15 protein-coding genes are annotated in these 18951 nt (G+C 61.9%); 3 read left to right on the top strand and 12 right to left on the bottom strand.

Features of this window, described 5'->3' with window-relative positions; genetic code table 11:
• Nucleotides 1–291: 291 nt before the first annotated feature.
• Nucleotides 292–489 (bottom strand): hypothetical protein, encoded by a 198-nt coding sequence (locus AC07XZ_RS25270; protein ID WP_102688125.1) that lies wholly within the window; start codon nucleotides 487–489, stop codon nucleotides 292–294.
• Between the two features lie 356 nt (nucleotides 490–845).
• Here AC07XZ_RS25270 and AC07XZ_RS25265 point away from each other — a divergent pair, with 356 nt between their 5' ends.
• Nucleotides 846–2336, top strand: a complete 1491-nt coding sequence (locus AC07XZ_RS25265) for an aldehyde dehydrogenase family protein (RefSeq protein ID WP_102688090.1) — start codon at nucleotides 846–848, stop codon at nucleotides 2334–2336.
• Nucleotides 2337–2352: 16 nt separating this feature from the next.
• On the opposite strand, the gene qhpG is transcribed toward AC07XZ_RS25265, so the two are convergent.
• The 7 genes from qhpG to AC07XZ_RS25230 all read right to left on the bottom strand — a co-directional run bounded on the left by qhpG (nucleotide 2353) and on the right by AC07XZ_RS25230 (nucleotide 11652).
• Nucleotides 2353–3648: a flavin-dependent monooxygenase QhpG gene (qhpG, locus tag AC07XZ_RS25260; RefSeq protein ID WP_102688089.1), complete on the bottom strand. Its 1296-nt coding sequence runs from the start codon at nucleotides 3646–3648 to the stop codon at nucleotides 2353–2355.
• Nucleotides 3645–4322: a subtilisin-like serine protease QhpE gene (gene qhpE / locus AC07XZ_RS25255; RefSeq protein WP_102688088.1), complete on the bottom strand. Its 678-nt coding sequence runs from the start codon at nucleotides 4320–4322 to the stop codon at nucleotides 3645–3647. The genes qhpG and qhpE overlap by 4 nt, the downstream gene beginning before the upstream one ends.
• A complete protein-coding gene (locus tag AC07XZ_RS25250) occupies nucleotides 4312–6030 on the bottom strand; it encodes an ABC transporter ATP-binding protein (RefSeq protein ID WP_102688087.1) in 1719 nt (572 codons plus the stop codon). The genes qhpE and AC07XZ_RS25250 overlap by 11 nt, the downstream gene beginning before the upstream one ends.
• Nucleotides 6030–7934 (bottom strand): sigma-54-dependent Fis family transcriptional regulator, encoded by a 1905-nt coding sequence (locus tag AC07XZ_RS25245; protein WP_102688086.1) that lies wholly within the window; start codon nucleotides 7932–7934, stop codon nucleotides 6030–6032. Before AC07XZ_RS25245 ends, AC07XZ_RS25250 begins: the two co-directional genes overlap by 1 nt.
• A gap of 117 nt (nucleotides 7935–8051) precedes the next feature.
• A complete protein-coding gene (locus tag AC07XZ_RS25240) occupies nucleotides 8052–9077 on the bottom strand; it encodes a histone deacetylase family protein (RefSeq protein ID WP_102688085.1) in 1026 nt (341 codons plus the stop codon).
• A 3-nt stretch (nucleotides 9078–9080) separates the two neighbouring features.
• The gene (locus AC07XZ_RS25235; protein WP_102688084.1) at nucleotides 9081–10319 is read right to left on the bottom strand and encodes a Zn-dependent hydrolase; all 1239 of its coding nucleotides are present in this window, start codon (nucleotides 10317–10319) and stop codon (nucleotides 9081–9083) included.
• 22 nt (nucleotides 10320–10341) lie between these two features.
• Nucleotides 10342–11652: an MFS transporter gene (locus tag AC07XZ_RS25230; protein ID WP_102688083.1), complete on the bottom strand. Its 1311-nt coding sequence runs from the start codon at nucleotides 11650–11652 to the stop codon at nucleotides 10342–10344.
• Nucleotides 11653–11815: 163 nt separating this feature from the next.
• On the opposite strand from AC07XZ_RS25230, the gene AC07XZ_RS25225 reads away from it, so the two are divergent.
• Nucleotides 11816–12751 (top strand): LysR family transcriptional regulator, encoded by a 936-nt coding sequence (locus tag AC07XZ_RS25225; RefSeq protein WP_102688082.1) that lies wholly within the window; start codon nucleotides 11816–11818, stop codon nucleotides 12749–12751.
• Here the strand turns inward: AC07XZ_RS25225 and AC07XZ_RS25220 are convergent.
• From AC07XZ_RS25220 to AC07XZ_RS25210, 3 genes are read right to left on the bottom strand one after another with little or no spacing between them, the layout of a single operon-like run.
• Complete coding sequence (locus AC07XZ_RS25220) at nucleotides 12745–13674, bottom strand: 2-hydroxyacid dehydrogenase (protein WP_102688081.1); 930 nt, start codon at nucleotides 13672–13674, stop codon at nucleotides 12745–12747. The genes AC07XZ_RS25225 and AC07XZ_RS25220 overlap by 7 nt on opposite strands.
• On the bottom strand, nucleotides 13671–14426 hold the full coding sequence (locus AC07XZ_RS25215; RefSeq protein WP_102688080.1) for a class II aldolase/adducin family protein: 756 nt from the start codon (nucleotides 14424–14426) through the stop codon (nucleotides 13671–13673). The genes AC07XZ_RS25220 and AC07XZ_RS25215 overlap by 4 nt, the downstream gene beginning before the upstream one ends.
• Nucleotides 14423–15724 carry an MFS transporter gene (locus AC07XZ_RS25210; protein WP_102688079.1) on the bottom strand — a complete coding sequence of 434 codons (1302 nt, stop codon included), beginning with the start codon at nucleotides 15722–15724 and terminating at the stop codon, nucleotides 14423–14425. The genes AC07XZ_RS25215 and AC07XZ_RS25210 overlap by 4 nt, the downstream gene beginning before the upstream one ends.
• Before the next feature lie 144 nt (nucleotides 15725–15868).
• On the opposite strand from AC07XZ_RS25210, the gene AC07XZ_RS25205 reads away from it, so the two are divergent.
• Entirely contained in the window at nucleotides 15869–16825 is a 957-nt protein-coding gene (locus tag AC07XZ_RS25205) for a LysR family transcriptional regulator (RefSeq protein ID WP_102688078.1), read from the top strand.
• Nucleotides 16826–16837: 12 nt separating this feature from the next.
• Here the strand turns inward: AC07XZ_RS25205 and mrdA are convergent, their stop codons facing one another.
• Nucleotides 16838–18730: a penicillin-binding protein 2 gene (gene mrdA, locus AC07XZ_RS25200; RefSeq protein WP_102688077.1), complete on the bottom strand. Its 1893-nt coding sequence runs from the start codon at nucleotides 18728–18730 to the stop codon at nucleotides 16838–16840.
• Nucleotides 18731–18951: the final 221 nt, after the last annotated feature.

Below are 18951 nucleotides of genomic sequence, written 5' to 3'. Positions count from 1 at the left end.
GAAAAACCTCCAGAAGAGTGACGCCTGCCGAACCCGCACGAAAACAAGCCCCGCCAATGACGGGGCTCTTGTATTGGTTGTTTACCCGCGCCTAGCGAACAGAGTTGTCCGGGTGAACCTTGTAACGCCCACAATGGTTGCAAACCATCGAGCATTCACAGTGGGCGCCGGCCTTGGCTGCCAATGCCGCGGAATCACGCTGGGCCGCTTGAATTCGACGATCCCGGTGATACGCATACATGAGCAGCATACTGACGCCCATACACCACAGCCCCACAATTAAAGCCGCCATCATTTTCCCTCCATCATGGCAACACCGAATGAGGTAACGATTACGAAAAAACTGGTTGAAGCCATCCACGCACCTGCCCGAATCGTATCGACATCGGTCAAGTCGCCGATCAATAGCGCCGCAATCCCTGTCACCAGAAATCCAGTCCCCACGCCCATCGTAAAATTGGTTAGCCATCGAATGATTAAGTTGTTCATCGACATCCCTGTGAAGACACTGACCCGCCAAATCCGTGGCAGGAAAACCCTATACACCAAGCAACTTAGCTCGTACCTCATGCCTCCACCAGTCGGTAAAAACTGTCAGACGCGCGACTTTTCCTACACCTGAAACGGCCCGACTTCGCCAAGGCCCCGTGACAGCTGGATTGGCTTTGTAGGACGCGTATCTTGCTTCTCAACGGGTGTCGCGTTTTGAGACAAATTCACCCTCATTGCCACTCAAACTCTTCCTCCTTTCGCCCGTGCAACCGGGCTGTGCGCCACCTTCGAGCATTTGGCACAACCATTGCGAAAGCTCCTCTCGATCCCATCGAACAACAAGAGGTTTCGCCATGCCCCTGCCCTATCTGCTCCCTGCCACCTCGGCCTTTATCCAGCGCCCGCCACGCATGCTGATCGGCGGCGACTGGGTCGAAGCCACCGACGGCCAGACCATGCCGCTGCACAACCCGGCCACCGGTGAAGTGCTGTGCGTGGTACCGCGCGCCACGCTGGAAGATGTCGACCGCGCGGTGCTCGCCGCCCGGCAAGCCTTCGATGATTCAGCCTGGAGCCGAACCCGTCCGCGCGAGCGGCAGAACCTGCTGTGGAAACTCGCTGACCTGATGCAGCGCGACGCCGAGCTGCTGGCGCAACTGGAATGCCTGAACAACGGCAAGAGCGCGGCGGTGGCGCAGGTGATGGACGTGCAACTGGCCATCGACTTCCTGCGCTACATGGCCGGTTGGGCGACCAAGATCGAAGGTTCCAGCGTCGACGTTTCGTTGCCGCTGATGCCCGGCGATCAGTTCCACAGCTTCATCCGGCGCGAGGCGGTGGGCGTGGTCGGCGCCATCGTCGCCTGGAACTTTCCGTTGCTGCTGGCCTGCTGGAAACTCGGCCCGGCGCTGGCCACCGGTTGCACCGTGGTGCTCAAACCGGCCGACGAAACCCCGCTGACCGCGCTGAAACTGGCGGAGCTGGTGCTGGAGGCGGGTTATCCGGAAGGCGTGTTCAACGTAGTCACCGGCACCGGGATCACGGCCGGTTCCGCGCTGACTCACAACCCGCAGGTCGACAAGCTGACCTTCACCGGCTCCACCGCCGTCGGCAAGCAGATCGGCAAGATCGCCATGGACTCGATGACCCGGGTCACCCTGGAACTGGGCGGCAAATCACCGACCATCGTCATGGCCGACGCCGACCTGAAAACCGCCGCGGCGGGTGCGGCCAGTGCGATTTTCTTCAACCAGGGCCAGGTCTGCTGCGCCGGTTCGCGCCTGTATGTGCAGCGCAAGCATTTCGACAATGTGGTGGCCGATATCAGCGACATCGCCAATGCGATGAAGCTCGGCAACGGCCTCGACCCGAGCATCGATATGGGCCCGCTGATTTCCGCGCGTCAGCAGGAGCGGGTCTACAACTATATCGAAATGGGCCGGGAAAGCGGGGCGACCATCGCCTGCGGTGGCGAGCAGTTCGGGCCGGGGTTCTTCGTCAAGCCGACGGTGATTGTCGATGTCGATCAGCGGCATTCGCTGGTGCAGGAAGAGATCTTCGGGCCGGTGCTGGTGGCGATTCCGTTCGATGACGAGGCCGATGCGCTGCGCATGGCCAATGACAGCCCTTACGGATTGGGCGCGAGCATCTGGTCGAACGACCTGGCGGCGGTGCACCGGATGATTCCGCGGATCAAATCGGGATCGGTGTGGGTCAACTGCCACAGCGCGCTGGATCCGGCGCTGCCGTTTGGCGGCTACAAGATGTCCGGAGTCGGGCGCGAGATGGGGTATGCGGCGATCGAGCATTACACCGAGTTGAAGTCAGTGTTGATCAAGTTGTAATGACTGCGCTCACGGCTCAGGGTTTGAAACCCTGGGCCAACAGCCACCCACGAACGGCTCGCCCCTGCTCAAGCGTCAATCCCGCCAACACCTGATCCGCCGGTTCATCGCGCAAGCGCCGCACCAGCGGAGCCAGCTCGACACCTTGCACATGCCAGATCCCCAGCGGTTGATCCGCCGTGATCACCACCTCGGCATCATCGACAAACCCGTCACGCAACACCGGCATTCGTTCGATCCGCAACGCGGAAAAATCCACCGCAGCATGGGCCACTTCAGCGTCCGGCCACTGTCGCCGCGCCTGCCAGAACGGCCGATCGAGCCAGCGCTGTTCATCGGCATAAAAGTCCCGACCGATCCGCGCAAAGCGCAGGAACAACTGCTCCACACGTTGCCGGTGAAAACGTTGCGCCAGCGCCGCCCGCTCAGGTTTACGCAACAGCGTGTTGATCACCACCGATGACTGCAACGCCGAGGACAGCGACTGGAAAATCCCGTTGCCCGACAGCGGGTCCACTGCCATCGCTGCATCGCCGACACGAATCCAGTTTTCGCCACAGACCTTCGGCGCAAGGATCGCGGTGCTGCTGCGAGCGTGCAGTTGCAACTCCAATTCCTGCCCGCCGGCGAAGAAGGATTGAGTAAAATCCGAGGCCAGACGTCGCGCGCGGCAGTAATCGAGCAACTGCACCTTGCCCGGCAATTGGGCGCTGGCCACATCCACTGTCCACTGCCAATAACACTGACCATCGTCCCGTCGAGCCATCCACGCCCAACCGTCCTCGAGGCTTTCCACGGCACTGGCAGTCACACCCGGCGTGCCTTGCCACCGATTGAGCAGGCTGACCGTTTCCGGCCCGCGCAGACCTTTGCCCGACGCTGGCGCCTGTCGCCCACGGGCTTCCACCAGAAAATCCGCCGTTAGCGTCTGACCGCCATCGAGTTCAACCCGATGCCCCTCAGCCGAAGAATGAACATTCAGGATTCGCCCTTCAATCACCTCGACCCCGGCCACCCGCAGGTCTTCCCGCAAACCACGATCAAAAGTCGGGCGATCCAGCAGAAACTCGATGTTCTGCGCATGCTGCTGACCGTTCCACGCAACCTGCCTTTGGGACGGCAACGTGGCGTTCGTCAAAGCATGATTCAACCCGGCACCGCGCAACGCCTCCAGCACCCGTTGCGAGACGCCTTCGAGCGCCGCAAACCGCCGCCATTCGCTGACCAGCGTCACGGGGTAACCCAGTCGTCGCAGCCCCAATGCGACCGCCGCACCGGCGGGACCGGCACCGAGAATCAGGATCGCAGTCATGGACCGAAACGCCGTTCAGGGCCGCGATAACGAGCGTGCTGTCTCAGCCAGTCGATAACTTCGGCATTGCTCGCCTGCGGATGCTCCAGCAGATAACCGGCAATATGCCCGCTCAACGCTGCACACCCTAGACTGGCCCCGGACTGCCCCGGATAAGTGCCGCGAACACACGCGGCAAAATCCGCCTGCGCACTGTCGAGCCAAGACCATTGTTCATCGGTGCAACGGGCATCTCCGGTCACCCGCAGCACCTGCGGATAACTCGCCGGAAACACCGCCGCGCCCTGTGCCGGGCTCGACGCACACAGCAACACTCCACGGGCCACCGCCGCCGCGCAGGCTTCGTGCAACAGGCTGCGATCCTGGCGCAGGCCGAGGCTCAGATTGATCAGCCGCACGTCCTGCGCCACCAGCCAGTCGATGGCCGAGGCGATCTGCAATGCACTGGTAACGCCGCGCTGATCGAACACCTGGGCCACGCAGATTTTTGCGGCCGGTGCCCGACGACTGATTGCTTCGATCACTGCGCTGCCATGCCCGAGAGGATCGTCGCGCAACTCCGATTCGGCCAGGCCATCCTCCAGCAACGAGAAACGCCGCCCGGCAATCACCTGCACCCGCTGCGCTGCCGAGTGTCCGCTGTCGACCACACCGATACGCAACTCAGGCTTCATGCAGCACCGTTTTCGAAATGAGCACACCGTCGAGCAATTCAAAGCGCAGATCGGCATCGGCCAGGGTCGACGGACGATGGCTTATGAGGATCCGCGTGCGCCCGGCAAACAAGCGGTCGATGGCTTCGATCACCTCGCGCTCGGTAGTTTCGTCGACGGCCGACGTGGCTTCGTCGAGCACCAGAATCAGCGGATCCTGCAACAGCGCCCGGGCAATCGCGATGCGCTGTTTCTGCCCACCGGACAATTGCTGACCGCGCTCGCCCAATGGGCTGTCGAGGCCTTCGGGTAACGACGCGATCAGGCTGTCGAGTTGCGCCAGCCGTGCGACTTCGGCGATGGCTTCGCGGCTGGCGTCCGGCACTGCGTAAGCCAGGTTGTCGGCGAGGCTGCCGCGAAACAGCACGATGTCCTGACTGACCACGGCGATGCGTCGACGCAGCTCGAACAGCTCCAGTTCACGCAGATCCACTTCGCCGAGCAGCACTCGTCCGGACTGCGGATCGTGATGCCGTTGCAGCAGATCGATCAGCGTCGATTTGCCGACGCCGGAGCCGCCGCTCAATGCGACTTTCAAACCGTAGGGAATCGTCGCCTCGATGCCGCTCAACGTACTTGGTCGACCCGGATGGCTGAAGTGCACCGCGTCGAAACGCAGGTCGCCGGAAGTGGGAAACGGTTTCGGCGTGACCGGTGAAAACACCGTGGGTTCTTCGCCGCGCAACTCCATGACCCGACCGAGGCTGACGGTCATGCGCTGGATCGCCACGTACAACCCCAACAAACTTTGCACCGGCCCGACCGCCATCCCCAAATAGGTGGAAAACGCGATCAGCGCACCGAGTTGCCAGGTGCCCTGCACCACCCAATAACCGCCGATCAAAAACGCACAGGCGCGGGACAGCGAGGTCAATGTGCCGGGCACGGCCTGGGTAAAAAACTCGGTGACTTGCAGGCGCAGTAACTGGTTCATGTAGCCTTGCCCGAGGCTTTCCAGACGCCGCGCTTCACGCTGTTGCTGGCCGGCGGACTGGATGAATTTCATCACCGGCAAGGTCTCGACCATGAACGACGACATGTCCGCCGAACGCTCGCGCAACTGCCGCACATCGCGCTCGACCTTGCGCCGCATCCAGCGCAGCCACAGCACATCGAGCGGGATCAGTACCAGCGCCAGCAACGAGAGTTTCCAAGACAGAGTGAGCAGCATCACGATCGCCACCACCAAGCCGATCACGCTCGATACCGCCGAGAACAACGAGTCCACGGCAAAGCGCTGAATCTCCGCCACATCGCCGTCGAGCCGCGACATCAGATCGCCGATCCGGCGCTGACCGTAGAAGCTCGGCGAGAGCTTCTGCAAATGCCGGTAAAGGTCATCGCGCAGGGCAAACAGAATCCGCCCGGACAGGCGCGTGTGCAGATAGCGGTTGATCCCCGACAACGCCGTGCCGAGCAGTCCCGCGATGATCATCAACACCGCGATCAGTACCAGCATCGGAAAGTTGCGCGCCAGCAGCCCGTCGTCGATCAGCAGTTTGATCAGCCACGGCTGCACCAGCACCAGCAGCGACGCGCACACCGAAAGACCGAGCAGGCCGGCAATGGCCAAACGCTGCGGCCGCACGAAACCGTACAGCCAACGCAACGCCGCTTGCAGTGCGGCGGGGTTCTGGCTGTCGATCAGCCGCACGAACAGGCGCTGCATCACGAGCGCAACTGTTTGAGTTTGCGGTACAGAGTCGCGCGGCTGATGCCGAGGGCGTCGGCCGCGGCCGAGACGTTGCCCTGATGGGTGTCGAGGGACTGGCGGATCATCTCCAGTTCGTTCTCGCGAATGCTGCCGGTCTGGGGTTTCTCGGTGGCGGACAGTTCGTCGAGCATGCTGTCGGGCAGGTGATCGAGGGTCAGCACCGTTTCACCGGGTTCGCGCATGGCCAGCGCGGTTCGCAGCACCATTTCCAGTTGGCGGATGTTGCCCGGCCAGTGATAACCCGCGAGCAGGCGATTGAGGTCGTCGTGCAGTACGGCGTTCGGCGCGTCGAGTTTATTCAGCAGCCGAGTGACCAGCGCGCTGAAGTCATCGCGCTCACGCAGGGCCGGGAGCATCACGCTGATGCCGTTGACCCGGTAGAACAGGTCCTCGCGAAATTGCTTGTCTTCGACCTGACGCTTGAGGTCGCGGTGGGTGGCGCAGATCAGCGCGACGTCGATGTCCTGCTCTTCCCCGGCACCCAGCGGCGCGACCTTACGATCCTGTAAAACCCGCAGCAGACGCGCCTGCAAGGCCAGCGGCATGTCGCCGATTTCATCGAGGAACAAGGTGCCGCCGTGGGCCTGTTGCAGGCGCCCGATCATGCCGCCCCGGCGCGATCCGGTGAATGCGCCTTCGCGGTAGCCGAACAGTTCCGACTCGATCAGGCCTTCGGGAATTGCCGCGCAGTTCACGGCCACGAACGGTTTGTCGCTGCGGCTGCCGGCCAGGTGCATGGCACGGGCGATCACTTCTTTGCCGGTGCCGGTTTCGCCGAGCAACAGCACCGGCAATTCATTGGCCAGACCTTGGCGAGCCATGCGCAGGGCTCGGGCGTAGCGAGCGTTGTTGCCGGCCAGTGCTTCCATATCCGGCTGTGCCTTGGCGGTTTTCGCCACGCTGCGCGGCGGGCCGCCGAGGTTGACCGAACGCGCTGGGGCTAGCAGGGTCTTGTAGAAAAATTCACCCTTGGCGGTCTGCACACTGCCGACGCCACCCTGTTGCAGACGGGTCAGCAGTTGCACGCCATCGACCCCGAGAAATTCTTCGCAACGCCGTCCGACCAGCGCCGAACGTTCGGCCCGCAGCAACTGGCAGGCCTGGGCGCTGACCGCCAGAATCTGCCCGCCGAGACTGACCGCGAGCAGGCCTTGCCATGGCGATTCGAGATACTGGCGGCGACTGTGGAAGGCGAGGACGATTTGATCGGGAAAGCTGTTGTTGAACACCCGGCTCTCGATCTGGCTGACCGCCATGCTCAGCAGCGCGGTGCTGTCGTGGACGCGGCCGAGCGGGCCTTCGCGGGTCAGGTCGAGGACGCCAAGAATTTCGCCCTGAGGGCAATGAATCGGCACCGAGGTGCAGGAAAAATCGGTGAGGCGGTCGAGGTAGTGTTCGCCGCAATCAATCAGGGTGGGCCGCGCTTCGACCAACGCCGTGCCGAGGGCGTTGGTACCACGAGCGGCTTCGCTCCAGCAGGCGCCGAGGGTGATGTCCTGCAGACCGCTGCCCTTGAGCCGGTCGGCACGTCCCTCGACCGCAAGGATGGTGGCGTCGGAATTGGCGAGGATGATCAGGCCTTCCTTGCCCTGACGTTCGGCCAGGTAATCGATAGCCGGTATCGCCGCATCGATCAGCAGGCGATTGCTCGCCAGCAACACATCGAGACTGGCGCTCGACTCCAGCGCCAACTCATGTTTGCCATTGAAATGCACGCCGTGGCTCAGGCTGCGCCGCCACGAAGCATCGATCTCCGCACGCAACACGCCATCCGGGACCTGCCCTTCGAGATGGAGTTTTTCCCGGGCCAGCCGGGCTTCGTGGTGAGACTTGGGATCGGTTGTTTTTATAAGAGTCATCAAGCGCTCCGGAGCGGTCCGCTTTGCGCTTTTTTACATCAGCGCCCTGACGCCAATGTTTACGTTAACGTCAGGGCGATGGCAAGCACCACAGGGCGCTTCGTCAGGTGGATTGCCTCAGCGCTGCCACACCTCGCCATTCACGAAAAACGCCCGGGCATTGTCTTCGAGACTTTCCAGGTGATAACCACCCTCCTGCACGATCAGGCATGGCAGGCCCAGGCTGCGAATCCGCTCGCCCAATGTTGCAAAACCTTCACGGGTCACGGCGACTTTGCTTTGCGGATCCAGCTCATAGATATCGAAGCCCAGCGACAGCACCAGCACCTCCGCGCCAAACTCACGTAGCGCGTTCAACGCGACGTCCAGTTGCCCGAGGAAATCCGCTTCGCTGGAACCGTGGGCCATCGGCAGATTGAGGTTGAAGCCCTCCCCCGCGCCGCTGCCGCGCTCGTCGGCGAACCCGGCGACACCCGGATAGAAGTTCGTCGGATCGCCATGCACCGAGACGTAGAGCACGTCATCGCGGTCGTAGAAAATCTCCTGGATGCCCTGACCGTGGTGCATGTCGGTGTCGAGCACGGCGACTTTTTCAAACTTGTCACGCAGCACCTGCGCCGCCACCGCCGCGTTGTTCACGTAGCAGAAACCACCCGCCGCTTCGGCCCGGGCATGATGCCCCGGCGGACGGCACAAGGCGTAGGCCGCCGGCTCACCTTCGATCAGTGCCTGAGCGCCAGCCACTGCGCTTTGCGCCGACCAGTAGGCCGAGCGCCAGGTCTGCTCGCCCACCGGGCAACTGCCGTCCGCCAGATAGCGCGCCGCCTGGGCGAGGATGCCGCGCAATGCATTGGGCTCGCGGACGAAGATGTTCGACATCACCTCATCGCCCCAGTCTTCGGGGATTTCCTTCCAGCGTGCATGCGCTTCCTGAAGAAAGGTCAGATACGGCGCGCCATGCACCGCCAGCAACGGCGCGAGGCCGGCATCGGCGGGTTGCTCGACACTGAAGCCCAAGCCATGGGCGGCTTGCACCAAACGTTGCGCACGCTCGGGCACTTCCTGCGGCGTACGCATCTGCCCGCGCGAGTAATAGCTGCGTGGATGGTGGAGCAATTGTTCGGGGTGGAAAAAACTGCGCATGGTTCAGGCTCCCTGTTCGATTCGACCGGCGCGGGCCAGCACGGCGTTGAGCAATACGTCGGTGCCCTGCTTCACGTCTGCGGGCAACACATCTTCGGCTTCGTTGTGGCTCAGGCCTCCGACGCACGGGATGAACACCATCGCCGTCGGGCAGTAACGCGCGAGGTGAATCGCGTCATGGCCGGCGCCGCTGACAATCGACTGCTGAGCGTAGCCCAGCGCATCCACCGCCTCTTGCACGGCCGCCACACATTCGGCGTCGAACGGCGTGGCCGGGCTGATCCAGTGCGGGGTGATCGTCAGGTTCAGGCCTCGGCCGTCGGCGATGGCCTGCAAGCGGGCACGGACCTGTTGTTCCATGGCGGCAATGGCGTCGTCGCGGTGATGACGCAGATCGACGGTGAAATTCACCAACCCCGGAATGGTATTGCGCGAGGACTTGTTGATACTCAACTCGCCGACCGTGGTCAGGCCTTCGGGGGCAAAATCTGCGGCCAGACCTTCAATCGCCTGAATCATCCGCGCCACACCGTACAGCGCATCTTTGCGCAGCGGCATCGGCGTGGTGCCGGCATGGGCGGCCATGCCTTCCACGCGCACATCGAGCCAGCGGATCGCCTGACCGCCCGTGACCACGCCGATGCTTTTGGCGTTGTCTTCGAGAATCGGGCCTTGCTCGATGTGCGCTTCAAAATACGCATCCACCGCGCCGCCCAACGGGCGATCACCGGCGTAACCGGTACGCTGCAAAGCTTCTGCGACGCTGATGCCATCGACATCACGCACCGCCAGAGCGGCGTTCAGCTCCATGATCCCGGTGAACACCGCCGAGCCGAACATGGCCGGGGTGAAGCGTGCGCCTTCTTCGTTGGTCCACACCGCCACTTCCAGCGGTTTGCGGGTCTGGATGTTCAGATCGTTGAGGCAACGCACCACTTCCAGCCCGGCGAGTACACCGTAGACGCCGTCGAATCGCCCGCCTTCGGGTTGGGTGTCGAGGTGGCTACCCATCATTACCGGCGCGGCGTCCGGATCGATGCCGGCGCGACGGGCGAACAGGTTGCCGATGGCGTCCACGCTCAGGGTCATGCCGGCTTCGCGGCACCAGTGGGCGAACAGTTCGCGACCGGCCTTGTCTTCGTCGCTCAATGCCAGACGGCAGCTGCCGCCCCGGGCTGTCGCACCGATTTCGGCCATGGCCATCAGGCTCGCCCACAGGCGTTCGCCATTGATCTTCAACATGAGGTTCTCCTGAAATTCCGGGTCAGGCACGGGCCATTTCCGCGCGATGGGCACTGGTGTGACGACGGGCGAGGGACAGCACGCAGATCAGCGAAATGCCGGCGATCAGGCTGTAGAACACCGCCATCGGCCACCATTGCCCGGTGAATTTGTGCGCCAGCATCGTGCCGATCAGCGGCGTCAGCCCACCGGCCACCGCACCGCAAATCTGATAGGCCAGCGAGATCGCGGTGTAGCGCACGCGGGTCTCGAACATGCCGCTGACGTAACCGGCGATCACCGCGTAGAACGAGGCCATGCACACCACCGCCAGCGCGATGCCGAGGATGATCAGCGGCGCCTGGGCCGAACTGACCAACACGAACATCGGGTACGGCGAGACCATCGCCAGCAGCGACACCAGACACAGGAAACGCGTCGCGCCGATCTTCTCCGCCGTCCACGCGGCCAGCGGCTGAATGCAGAACTGGATGATCGCGACGAAGAACAGGCATTCGAGAATCAGCGAACGCGGCAGCGCCAGTTGCTGAGTGGTGTAGGCGATCATGAAGGTGTTGGTGAAATACACCCCGGCGATGCCCAGCGTGTTGGCGCCGATGCACAGCAACAGCGGACGCCACGCGGTGCGCAGGACTTCCATCACCGGCGCCTGTTCTTTCTTGATCTGCTTGCTGGCCTGCTCGCGGCTGGCGAGGAATTCCGGTGACTCGTTCACGCCCAAGCGAATCGCCAGGCCCACCAGCAGCAACAGCGCACTGGCGAGGAACGGCAGACGCCAGCCCCAACTCATCAGGTCTTCTTCCGGCAAACGGGTGACCGCACTGAACGCCAGCAGCGACAAAATCAAACCCGCCGGGCTGCCCAGTTGCGCGAACGAAGCGAAAAAATTGCGCCGGCCCTTCGGCGCATGCTCGCCGGCCATCAACACCGCCCCGCCCCACTCGCCACCCACGGCGATGCCCTGGACGATGCGCAACAGAATCAGCAGCACCGGTGCGGTTGCGCCGATCTGCGCGTAGGTCGGCAGCAGACCGATGCACACCGTGACCACGCCCATCATCAACAGCGTGATGATCAGCGATTTCTTGCGGCCGATGCGGTCGCCAATATGGCCGAAGATGATCCCGCCCAATGGCCGGGCAAAGAAGCCTACGGCGAAGGTTCCGAACGCCGCCATGGTGCTGAACAGCGGATCGTCGGAAGGAAAGAACAGCGCGCCGAACACCAGCGCGGCGGCGGTGGCGTAGATGTAAAAGTCGTACCACTCGATCATGGTGCCGATGAAGGCTGCGGCCGCCGCACGGCGCGGCTGGTTCGAAGCGTGGGGCTTCATGGGGTCGGGCTCCTTTGATTGTTTTTTTGGCAGGAGGAAAACGCTAAATCCGAGGCGCTCTGGCGGCGCCTGTCGTGGGGTGATTTATCGTCCCGGGGCTATGATTAGTCAATTTTCTATTTATTATTCCAAGTATTACCCCATCTTATAATCGAGAGCCGCCATGGCCGAACGCGATGTCCAACGCCTGCTCAACGATCGCTTGGACTGGAACCTTTTGCGCACCTTCCGGGTGATCGGCCAGGAGCTGAGCATCAGCCGCGCCGCCGCGCGTCTGCACCTGACTCAACCGGCGGTGAGCCAGGCACTCAAGCGTCTGGAGGAGCAGCTGGGTCGCCAGCTGATCGCCCGGCGCGGCCCGCGCTTTGCCCTTACCGAAGTCGGCGAGCAGATCTTCGAACTGGCCGGCGAGATCTACGGGCAGATGTCCCAGGTCAGCAGCCTGCTGGAGCAACCGGCCGACGAAGTGATCGGCAAGGTACGACTGCTGATCATCAGCCGGATCTTTTCCGAGCGCTTCGATGACTTCCTCGCCGACTTCCATAGGCTGTATCCACGAGTCGATCTGGAGGTCGACGTGATGCGCAGTTCGGACATCGTCAGCGCCCTCCAGGAGAAAACCGCGACCCTCGGCCTGAGCCTCAATCGCCGCCCGCAACCGCGTCTGGAACAGCGTCTGTTTCTGCGTCAGCGCTATGCGTTTTTCTGTGGCAAGCACCATGCACTGTTTGGCCGGCAGGACGTTGGTGAAGGCGACTTGCAGCGGGAGAACTTCGTCAGTTTCACCAGTGACCAGATTGGCGGCATGCTCTCGCCGCTGACGATTTTTCGCGATCAACAGGGCTTCAGCGGACGCATCGTCGCGTCATCGCCGAGCCTGGAAGAAGTGCGGCGACTGGTGATCGCCGGGTTCGGCATCGGCTGTTTGCCGGAGCACGTGGTGGCGGCGGACGTCGACGCCGGATTGCTCTGGCGCCTGCCGCCCCACGAGGGGATTGCCGATGTCGACATTCATCTGTTGTGGAACCGCGACCAGCGCCTGAGCCGCGCCGAGACGCTGTTCATCGAACGTTTGCAGGCCTGTCTGGCGGATCAGTAACCGAGCAGTCGATCCGCGCTGTTGAGCAACGGTTCACCGGCATTCAATCGGCGGAAGTTTTCGGCGATCTGTTCGGCGATGCAATCGTGAGATGCCGCCGAGGCCATGTGCGGGGTGATGGTCACGCCCGGGGTTTTCCACAGCGAATGATCGGCAGGCAGCGGTTCCTGTTCGAAGACATCGAGCAGTGCACCGCGCAGTTTTCCCCGGGCCAGCGCTTGTTGCAGATCCTCGATATTCAGATGCCCGCCGCGCCCGACGTTGACCAGTGCCGCGCCATTGGCCAAGTGCTCGAAAGTCTGACGATTGAGGATGCCGCGAGTCTCGTGGGTGAGCGGTAACAGGTTGATCAGCAACTCCACGCCGTCGAGGAACGGGTTGAAGGCATCGGTGCCGGCGAAGGTCTTCACGCCAGGTAAATCCTTGCTGCTGCGCGCCCAGCCCCGCACGTCGTAACCGGCACTGGCCAGGTCCTGGGCAATCGCGCTGCCGAGCGAGCCGAGCCCCATCACACCGATCCGAAACTCATGGGCCGGGCGTTGCAGCGGTCGCTCCCAATGCTGTTGGCGCTGTTGCTCCAGCACTTGATCGAAGCCGCGATGAAAGTGAATCACCGCCCAGCGTACGTACTCGGTCATGCCTTGGCGGTGGCCGGGATCAACCACGCGGCACACCGGCAAATCGGGGCAAGACGGATCGTGCTCCAGGTGATCGATCCCGGCGGCGACCGAGTGAATCACTTGCAGATTGGGTAACGCGGCGAGGCTGTCCGGCAGCGGAAACCAACAAGCCGCGATCTGCGCATTCGCCGCCCGGGGATCGTCGGCCAGCACCGCCGAAAGCTGCGGCGCGCGGCGTGCAAAGGCCTCCTGCAATTGTTTGAGCAACAGCGTGTCGCGGGACATCAGTGCAACGGTGTTCATGACAGATAGGACTCGCGCTGGGATTCGATCAGGGTCAGTGCGGCCTCCCAGGCCAGGTCGATGATGTTGTCCTGCTCATCGCGGTCGAACTGTTCGGCGGTGTGGGCGCAGACTTCCGGCGAGGGGAAATGCAGTTCGCAGCCACCGGCCAACGCCTGCACTTGCGCCTGGCAGGCACGCTCCAGAAAGTGGATTTCCTGGAATGCCTGAGCCACGCCGGAACCGCCGACCAGCAGGCCGTGATTGCGCAGGATCATCGCCCGGTGCGGGCCGAGATCGGCGATCAAGCGCTCACGCTCATCCAGCGACAGCGCGATGCCTTCGTAGGTGTGGTAAGCAAGTTTTCCGTAGAACTTCAGCGCGTGCTGACTGATCGGCAGCAGGCCTTGTTTCTGTGCAGCGACGGCCATGCCGGCAGCGGTGTGGGTATGGATCACGCAGTTCAGATCCGGCCGCGCCATGTGGATCGCCGAGTGGATCACGAAGCCAGCGGCGTTGACCCGATGCCCGGCGTATTCAGGGTCGACGATGCGTCCATCCTGATCGATACGCACCAGATCGGAAGCGCGCATGCGGTCGAAAATCACCCCGTAGCGGTTGATCAGAAAATGATGCTCCGGCCCCGGAATCCGCAGGGTGATGTGGGTGTCGATCAGGTCGGTCATGCGAAAGTGCGCGATCAAGCGGTACAGCGCGGCGAGGTCGCAACGGGCTTGCCATTCGATCGGATCAATGTGGGCGGGCTTACTCACGAGTACACCTCTTTGTTGGTATGAAGGACGACCGGGTTGGCCCGCAGACGCGCGAGGCCACAGACACCGATCAGCGACAGGGCCGACAGCAGCGTGAAGAACACCGCCAATGGCAGCCACTGTCCGGAAAACTTGCTGGCCAACAGCGTGCCGATCAGCGGCGTGGTGCCGCCGGCCAACGCGCAGCTCAGTTGGTAAGCGATGGAAATGCCCGAGTAACGCAGGTGCACCGGGAAGGCCTGGGTCATGTACCCAGCGATCACCGCATATAAGGCCGAGAGAATCACCACCGCGACGGCGATGCCGAGGGTCATCAACAGAATGTTTTGAGTGCCGACCAGCAGGAACATCGGGTACGGCGTGACCATGCACAGCAACGCCACCAGCATCAGGAATCGCCCTTCGCCAATGCGTTCGGCGAGCAATGCCGATACCGGTTGCGATAGCAGTTGAATGACGGTCACCAGAAACAGGCAGTCGAGAATGGTCGAACGCGGGATGCCCTGATATTGGGTGACGTAGGTGATCATGAAGGTGTTGGTGAAGAAGAATCCGGCCGAACCGATGGTGACGGCGGCGGCGGCAAACAGGATCTGCCGCCAGCACTGACGGATCACGTCTTTCACCGGGTACTTCGCTGTCTCGTTGTTGTCCTTGGCCTTGGCGAATTCCGGCGATTCATGCACCCCGGAGCGGATCATCAGACCGACCATCATCAGCACGCCGCTGGCGAGAAACGGCAGACGCCAGCCCCAGGCGAGGAAGTCTTCCGGCGACAGCGACGTCACCAGGCGGAACGCGATCAACGCCAACAACAAACCCGCCGGGCTGCCGAGCTGGGCGAACGAGGCGTAGAAGGTCTTGCGCTTGGCCGGAGCGTGCTCACTGGCCATCAACACTGCCCCGCCCCACTCGCCGCCGACGGAGATGCCCTGGATCAGGCGCAACACGATCAACCCGATCGGCGCCCAGATGCCGACGCTGGCATAGCTTGGCAACAGACCGATACCCGCCGTGGCCAGGCCCATCAGCGCCATGGTCACCAGCAGCATTTTCTTGCGACCGAGGCGATCGCCCAGATGGCCGAACACCATGCCGGCCATCGGGCGGGCGATGAAGCCGACGGCGAAACTGCCGAACGCGGCGAGCGTGCTGGTCACAGGGTCGCTGCTGGGAAAGAACACTTGCCCGAGCACCAGTGCGGCGGCGGTGGCGTAGATGTAGAAATCGTAGAACTCGATGGTCGTGCCAATGAAGGCAGCGGCCGCGGCGCGACGCGGCTGAGCGGTGGTGTGCATGCAAGAACCCTGTGTATTTATAGTTTTGGGCAGGTGTCGAGGCGGCTGACGCTCGCGCTCTGTGGCGCTTGTGGGCTTTATCGCTTCCGTGACAGGATTAGTCAATTTTCAAAAACTTATCTTTACTATTAGCGTGGCTACTACATGAATACTTCCAACTCATGGGTCGGTCGGCGTTTTCTCAATGACCGGCTGGACTGGAACCTGCTGCGCACGTATCTGGTGATCGGTCAGGAAGGCAGCATGAGCCGTGCTGCTGCGCGATTGCACATCACCCAATCAGCCGTCAGTCAGGCGTTGAAACGTCTCGAGGAACAACTGGATTGTGTGTTGATTGCCCGCAGCGGACGGCGCTTTGATCTGACGGTAACCGGGGAGGAAGTTCTGCGGATTGCGGCGGATATCTACGGCGATATTTCCCGTTTGGGCACCGTGGTCGAGAACCGTCATGACGACGTGGTGGGCAAGATCCGCATCCTCACCGTCAGTGGCGTGCAGGCGCGGCATTACGATGAGTTCCTTGCGGACTTCCACGAAACTCACCCGAAAATCGAGCTGGAAGTCGAGGTGATGGGCAGCTCGAACATCATCAGTTCATTGCTGCAAAAGACCGCTACGGTGGGAGTGGGATTATGTCGCCTGCCACAGCCTCGGCTGGAGCAACGAGTGCTGTTCCGAGAGCGCTACGCATACTTTTGCGGGCAGCGGCATCGACTGTTCGGGCAGCAGAATCTGACGCTGGAGCAACTGGCGGCGGAGAACTTTGTCAGCTTCACCAGCGATCAGCTCGGCGGCAATCTTTCACCGTTGACGCTGTTTCGTGACCAACAGGGGTTTACCGGCAAGATCGTCGCCTCCTCCACCAGTTTCGAAGAGATTTATCGTCTGATCTGTGCGGGGTTCGGGATTGGCTGTCTGCCGACTCACCTTGTACGGCGGGATGTCGAACAGGGTCTGCTGTGGCGCTTGCCGCCGGAGGACGGGGTGGTGGATTTCGATATCCAGCTGCTGTGGAATCGCGAACAGAAGATGACTCAGGCGGAAACGGTGTTCCTCGACAGCTTCCAGCACATGCTCAGCTTGCGTGAGCCTGTGCTGTGAAGCTGTGGCGGGTTAAACGTGGGGATCGCCCGGCGCCTTGGTCGGCGCCGCGTATTGCGGCTTGAGATGACCGTCCTGATCGAGTAGCCAGGCGTCCATGATCTGCCGCACCACAGGACCTGCGACGCGGCCACCGGCTTCGCCGTTTTCGATCATCACCGAGATGGCGATCTTCGGATGCTCGGCCGGGGCGAAACCGACGAACAACGCGTTGTCACGATGGCGCTCGAGGGTTTTCTCGCGGTTGTAGCGCTCGCCCTGCTTGATCGCCACCACCTGCGCCGTACCACTCTTGCCGGCGATGCGGTATTGCGCGCCGGCCGCCGCAGCACGAGCAATACCTCGGGCATCGTGCATCACCATCTGCATGCCGTGGTTGACCTGCTCCCAGTCACGCGGATCCTTGAGCAAGATGTTCGGCATCGGGTGTTCGTCCACTGGTGCCACCCCGTCGACGGTCTTGGCCAGATGCGGACGGTTCCAGATGCCCTTATTGGCAATCAATGCAGTGGCTTGAGCCAGTTGCAGCGGCGTGACCTGCATGTAGCCCTGACCGATGCCGAGGATCACTGTTTCGCCGGGGAACCAGGCCTGCCGGCGCGTGTCGCGCTTCCAGGCCTGGGACGGCATCAGGCCGGGAGATTCCTCGAACATGTCGAGTGAGACTTTCTCGCCGAGGCCGAACATCGCCATGTAATCGTGCAAGCGATCGATGCCGAGCTTGTGCGCCAGATCGTAGAAGTAGGTGTCGTTGGAACGCATGATCGCTGCGTCCATGTCCACCCAGCCATCGCCGCTATGGTTCCAGTTGCGGTACTTGTGGTCGAAGTCCGGTAGTTGGTAGTAGCCAGGATCGAAAACCCGGGTTTGTGGCGTGACGACACCAGCGTCTAGGCCAGCGATGGCCACTTCCGGCTTGATCGTCGAACCGGGTGCATACAGGCCGCGCAGTACGCGGTTAAACAACGGGCGGTCGATTGAGTCGCGCAGCGCGGAATATTCCTTGGAACTGATACCGGTCACGAACAAGTTGGGGTCGAAGCTGGGGTTGCTGACCATGGCCAGCACTTCACCGGTCGATGGGTCTAGTGCAACGACCGAGCCGCGACGGTCGCCGAGTGCGGCTTCGGCGGCTTCCTGGAGTTTGACGTCGAGGCTCAGGACGATGTTTTTGCCGGGTACCGGATCGGTGTGTTTTAGCACGCGCAGGACGCGGCCCTGAGCATTGGTTTCTACTTCCTCGTATCCGACGTGGCCGTGCAGCTGTGGCTCGTAGAAGCGTTCGATACCGGTCTTGCCGATGGATTGGGTGCCGCGGTATTCGACGGAATCGAGAGTCTTGGATTCTTTCTCGTTGATGCGGCCGACGTAGCCGATCGAGTGTGCGAAGTGTGCGCCCAGCGGGTAGTTACGAACGAATTGCGGCTCGACATCCAGGCCGGGCAAGCGGAACTCGTTGACTGCCAGCACGGCGATCTGTTCTTCGGTCAGTTCATAGAACAGCGTTACGGGTGTAAACGGGTGACGCGACTGCTTCATGGCCTTGTCGAAGACTGTGCGGTCTTCAGCGGGCAGGTGCAGGAGGCTAATGACTTCATCCAGCTCCTGGTTGACGTCGGTCGCGCGTTCGCGGGTGATGGTCAGGTTGTAGCTGGGACGGTTGTCGGCCAACAATACGCCGTTGCGATCGTAAATCAAGCCGCGTGTCGGCGGGATCGGCAGGACATGGACGCGGTTGTTTTCGGAGATAGTCGAGTGGTAGTCGAACTCGACGACTTGCAGGATGTACAGGCGCACAACCAGGGCGCAACTGACAGCGAAGACGAACAAGGCACAGGCGATCAGGCGTTTGTTGACCAATCGCGTCTCTTTTTCGTGATCCTTGATAGGGATGGGTTCGGGCATTTCTGCAGCCACTCTTTGACAAAAAATGAGCGCCGATCCTTGGGCGTGACATCAGTCCGTTAAAAAACGAGCTGCACCATACCAAAAACGGAGCGGTCATTTCAGAGGGATTTCCCCAATGGTTGCAGTAACGGCGGTCGGACCACTTTCCTGCGGGCAAAACAAAACCCCAACTGCTTTCGCAATTGGGGTTTCGGAATTTAATCTTGACGATGACCTAC

It is taken from the genome of Pseudomonas sp. GW458-11-26-14-LB4 (assembly GCF_059423925.1).
The sequence above is the reverse complement of the archived record's forward strand: the minus strand, read 5'-3'. Positions and strand labels throughout refer to the sequence as shown.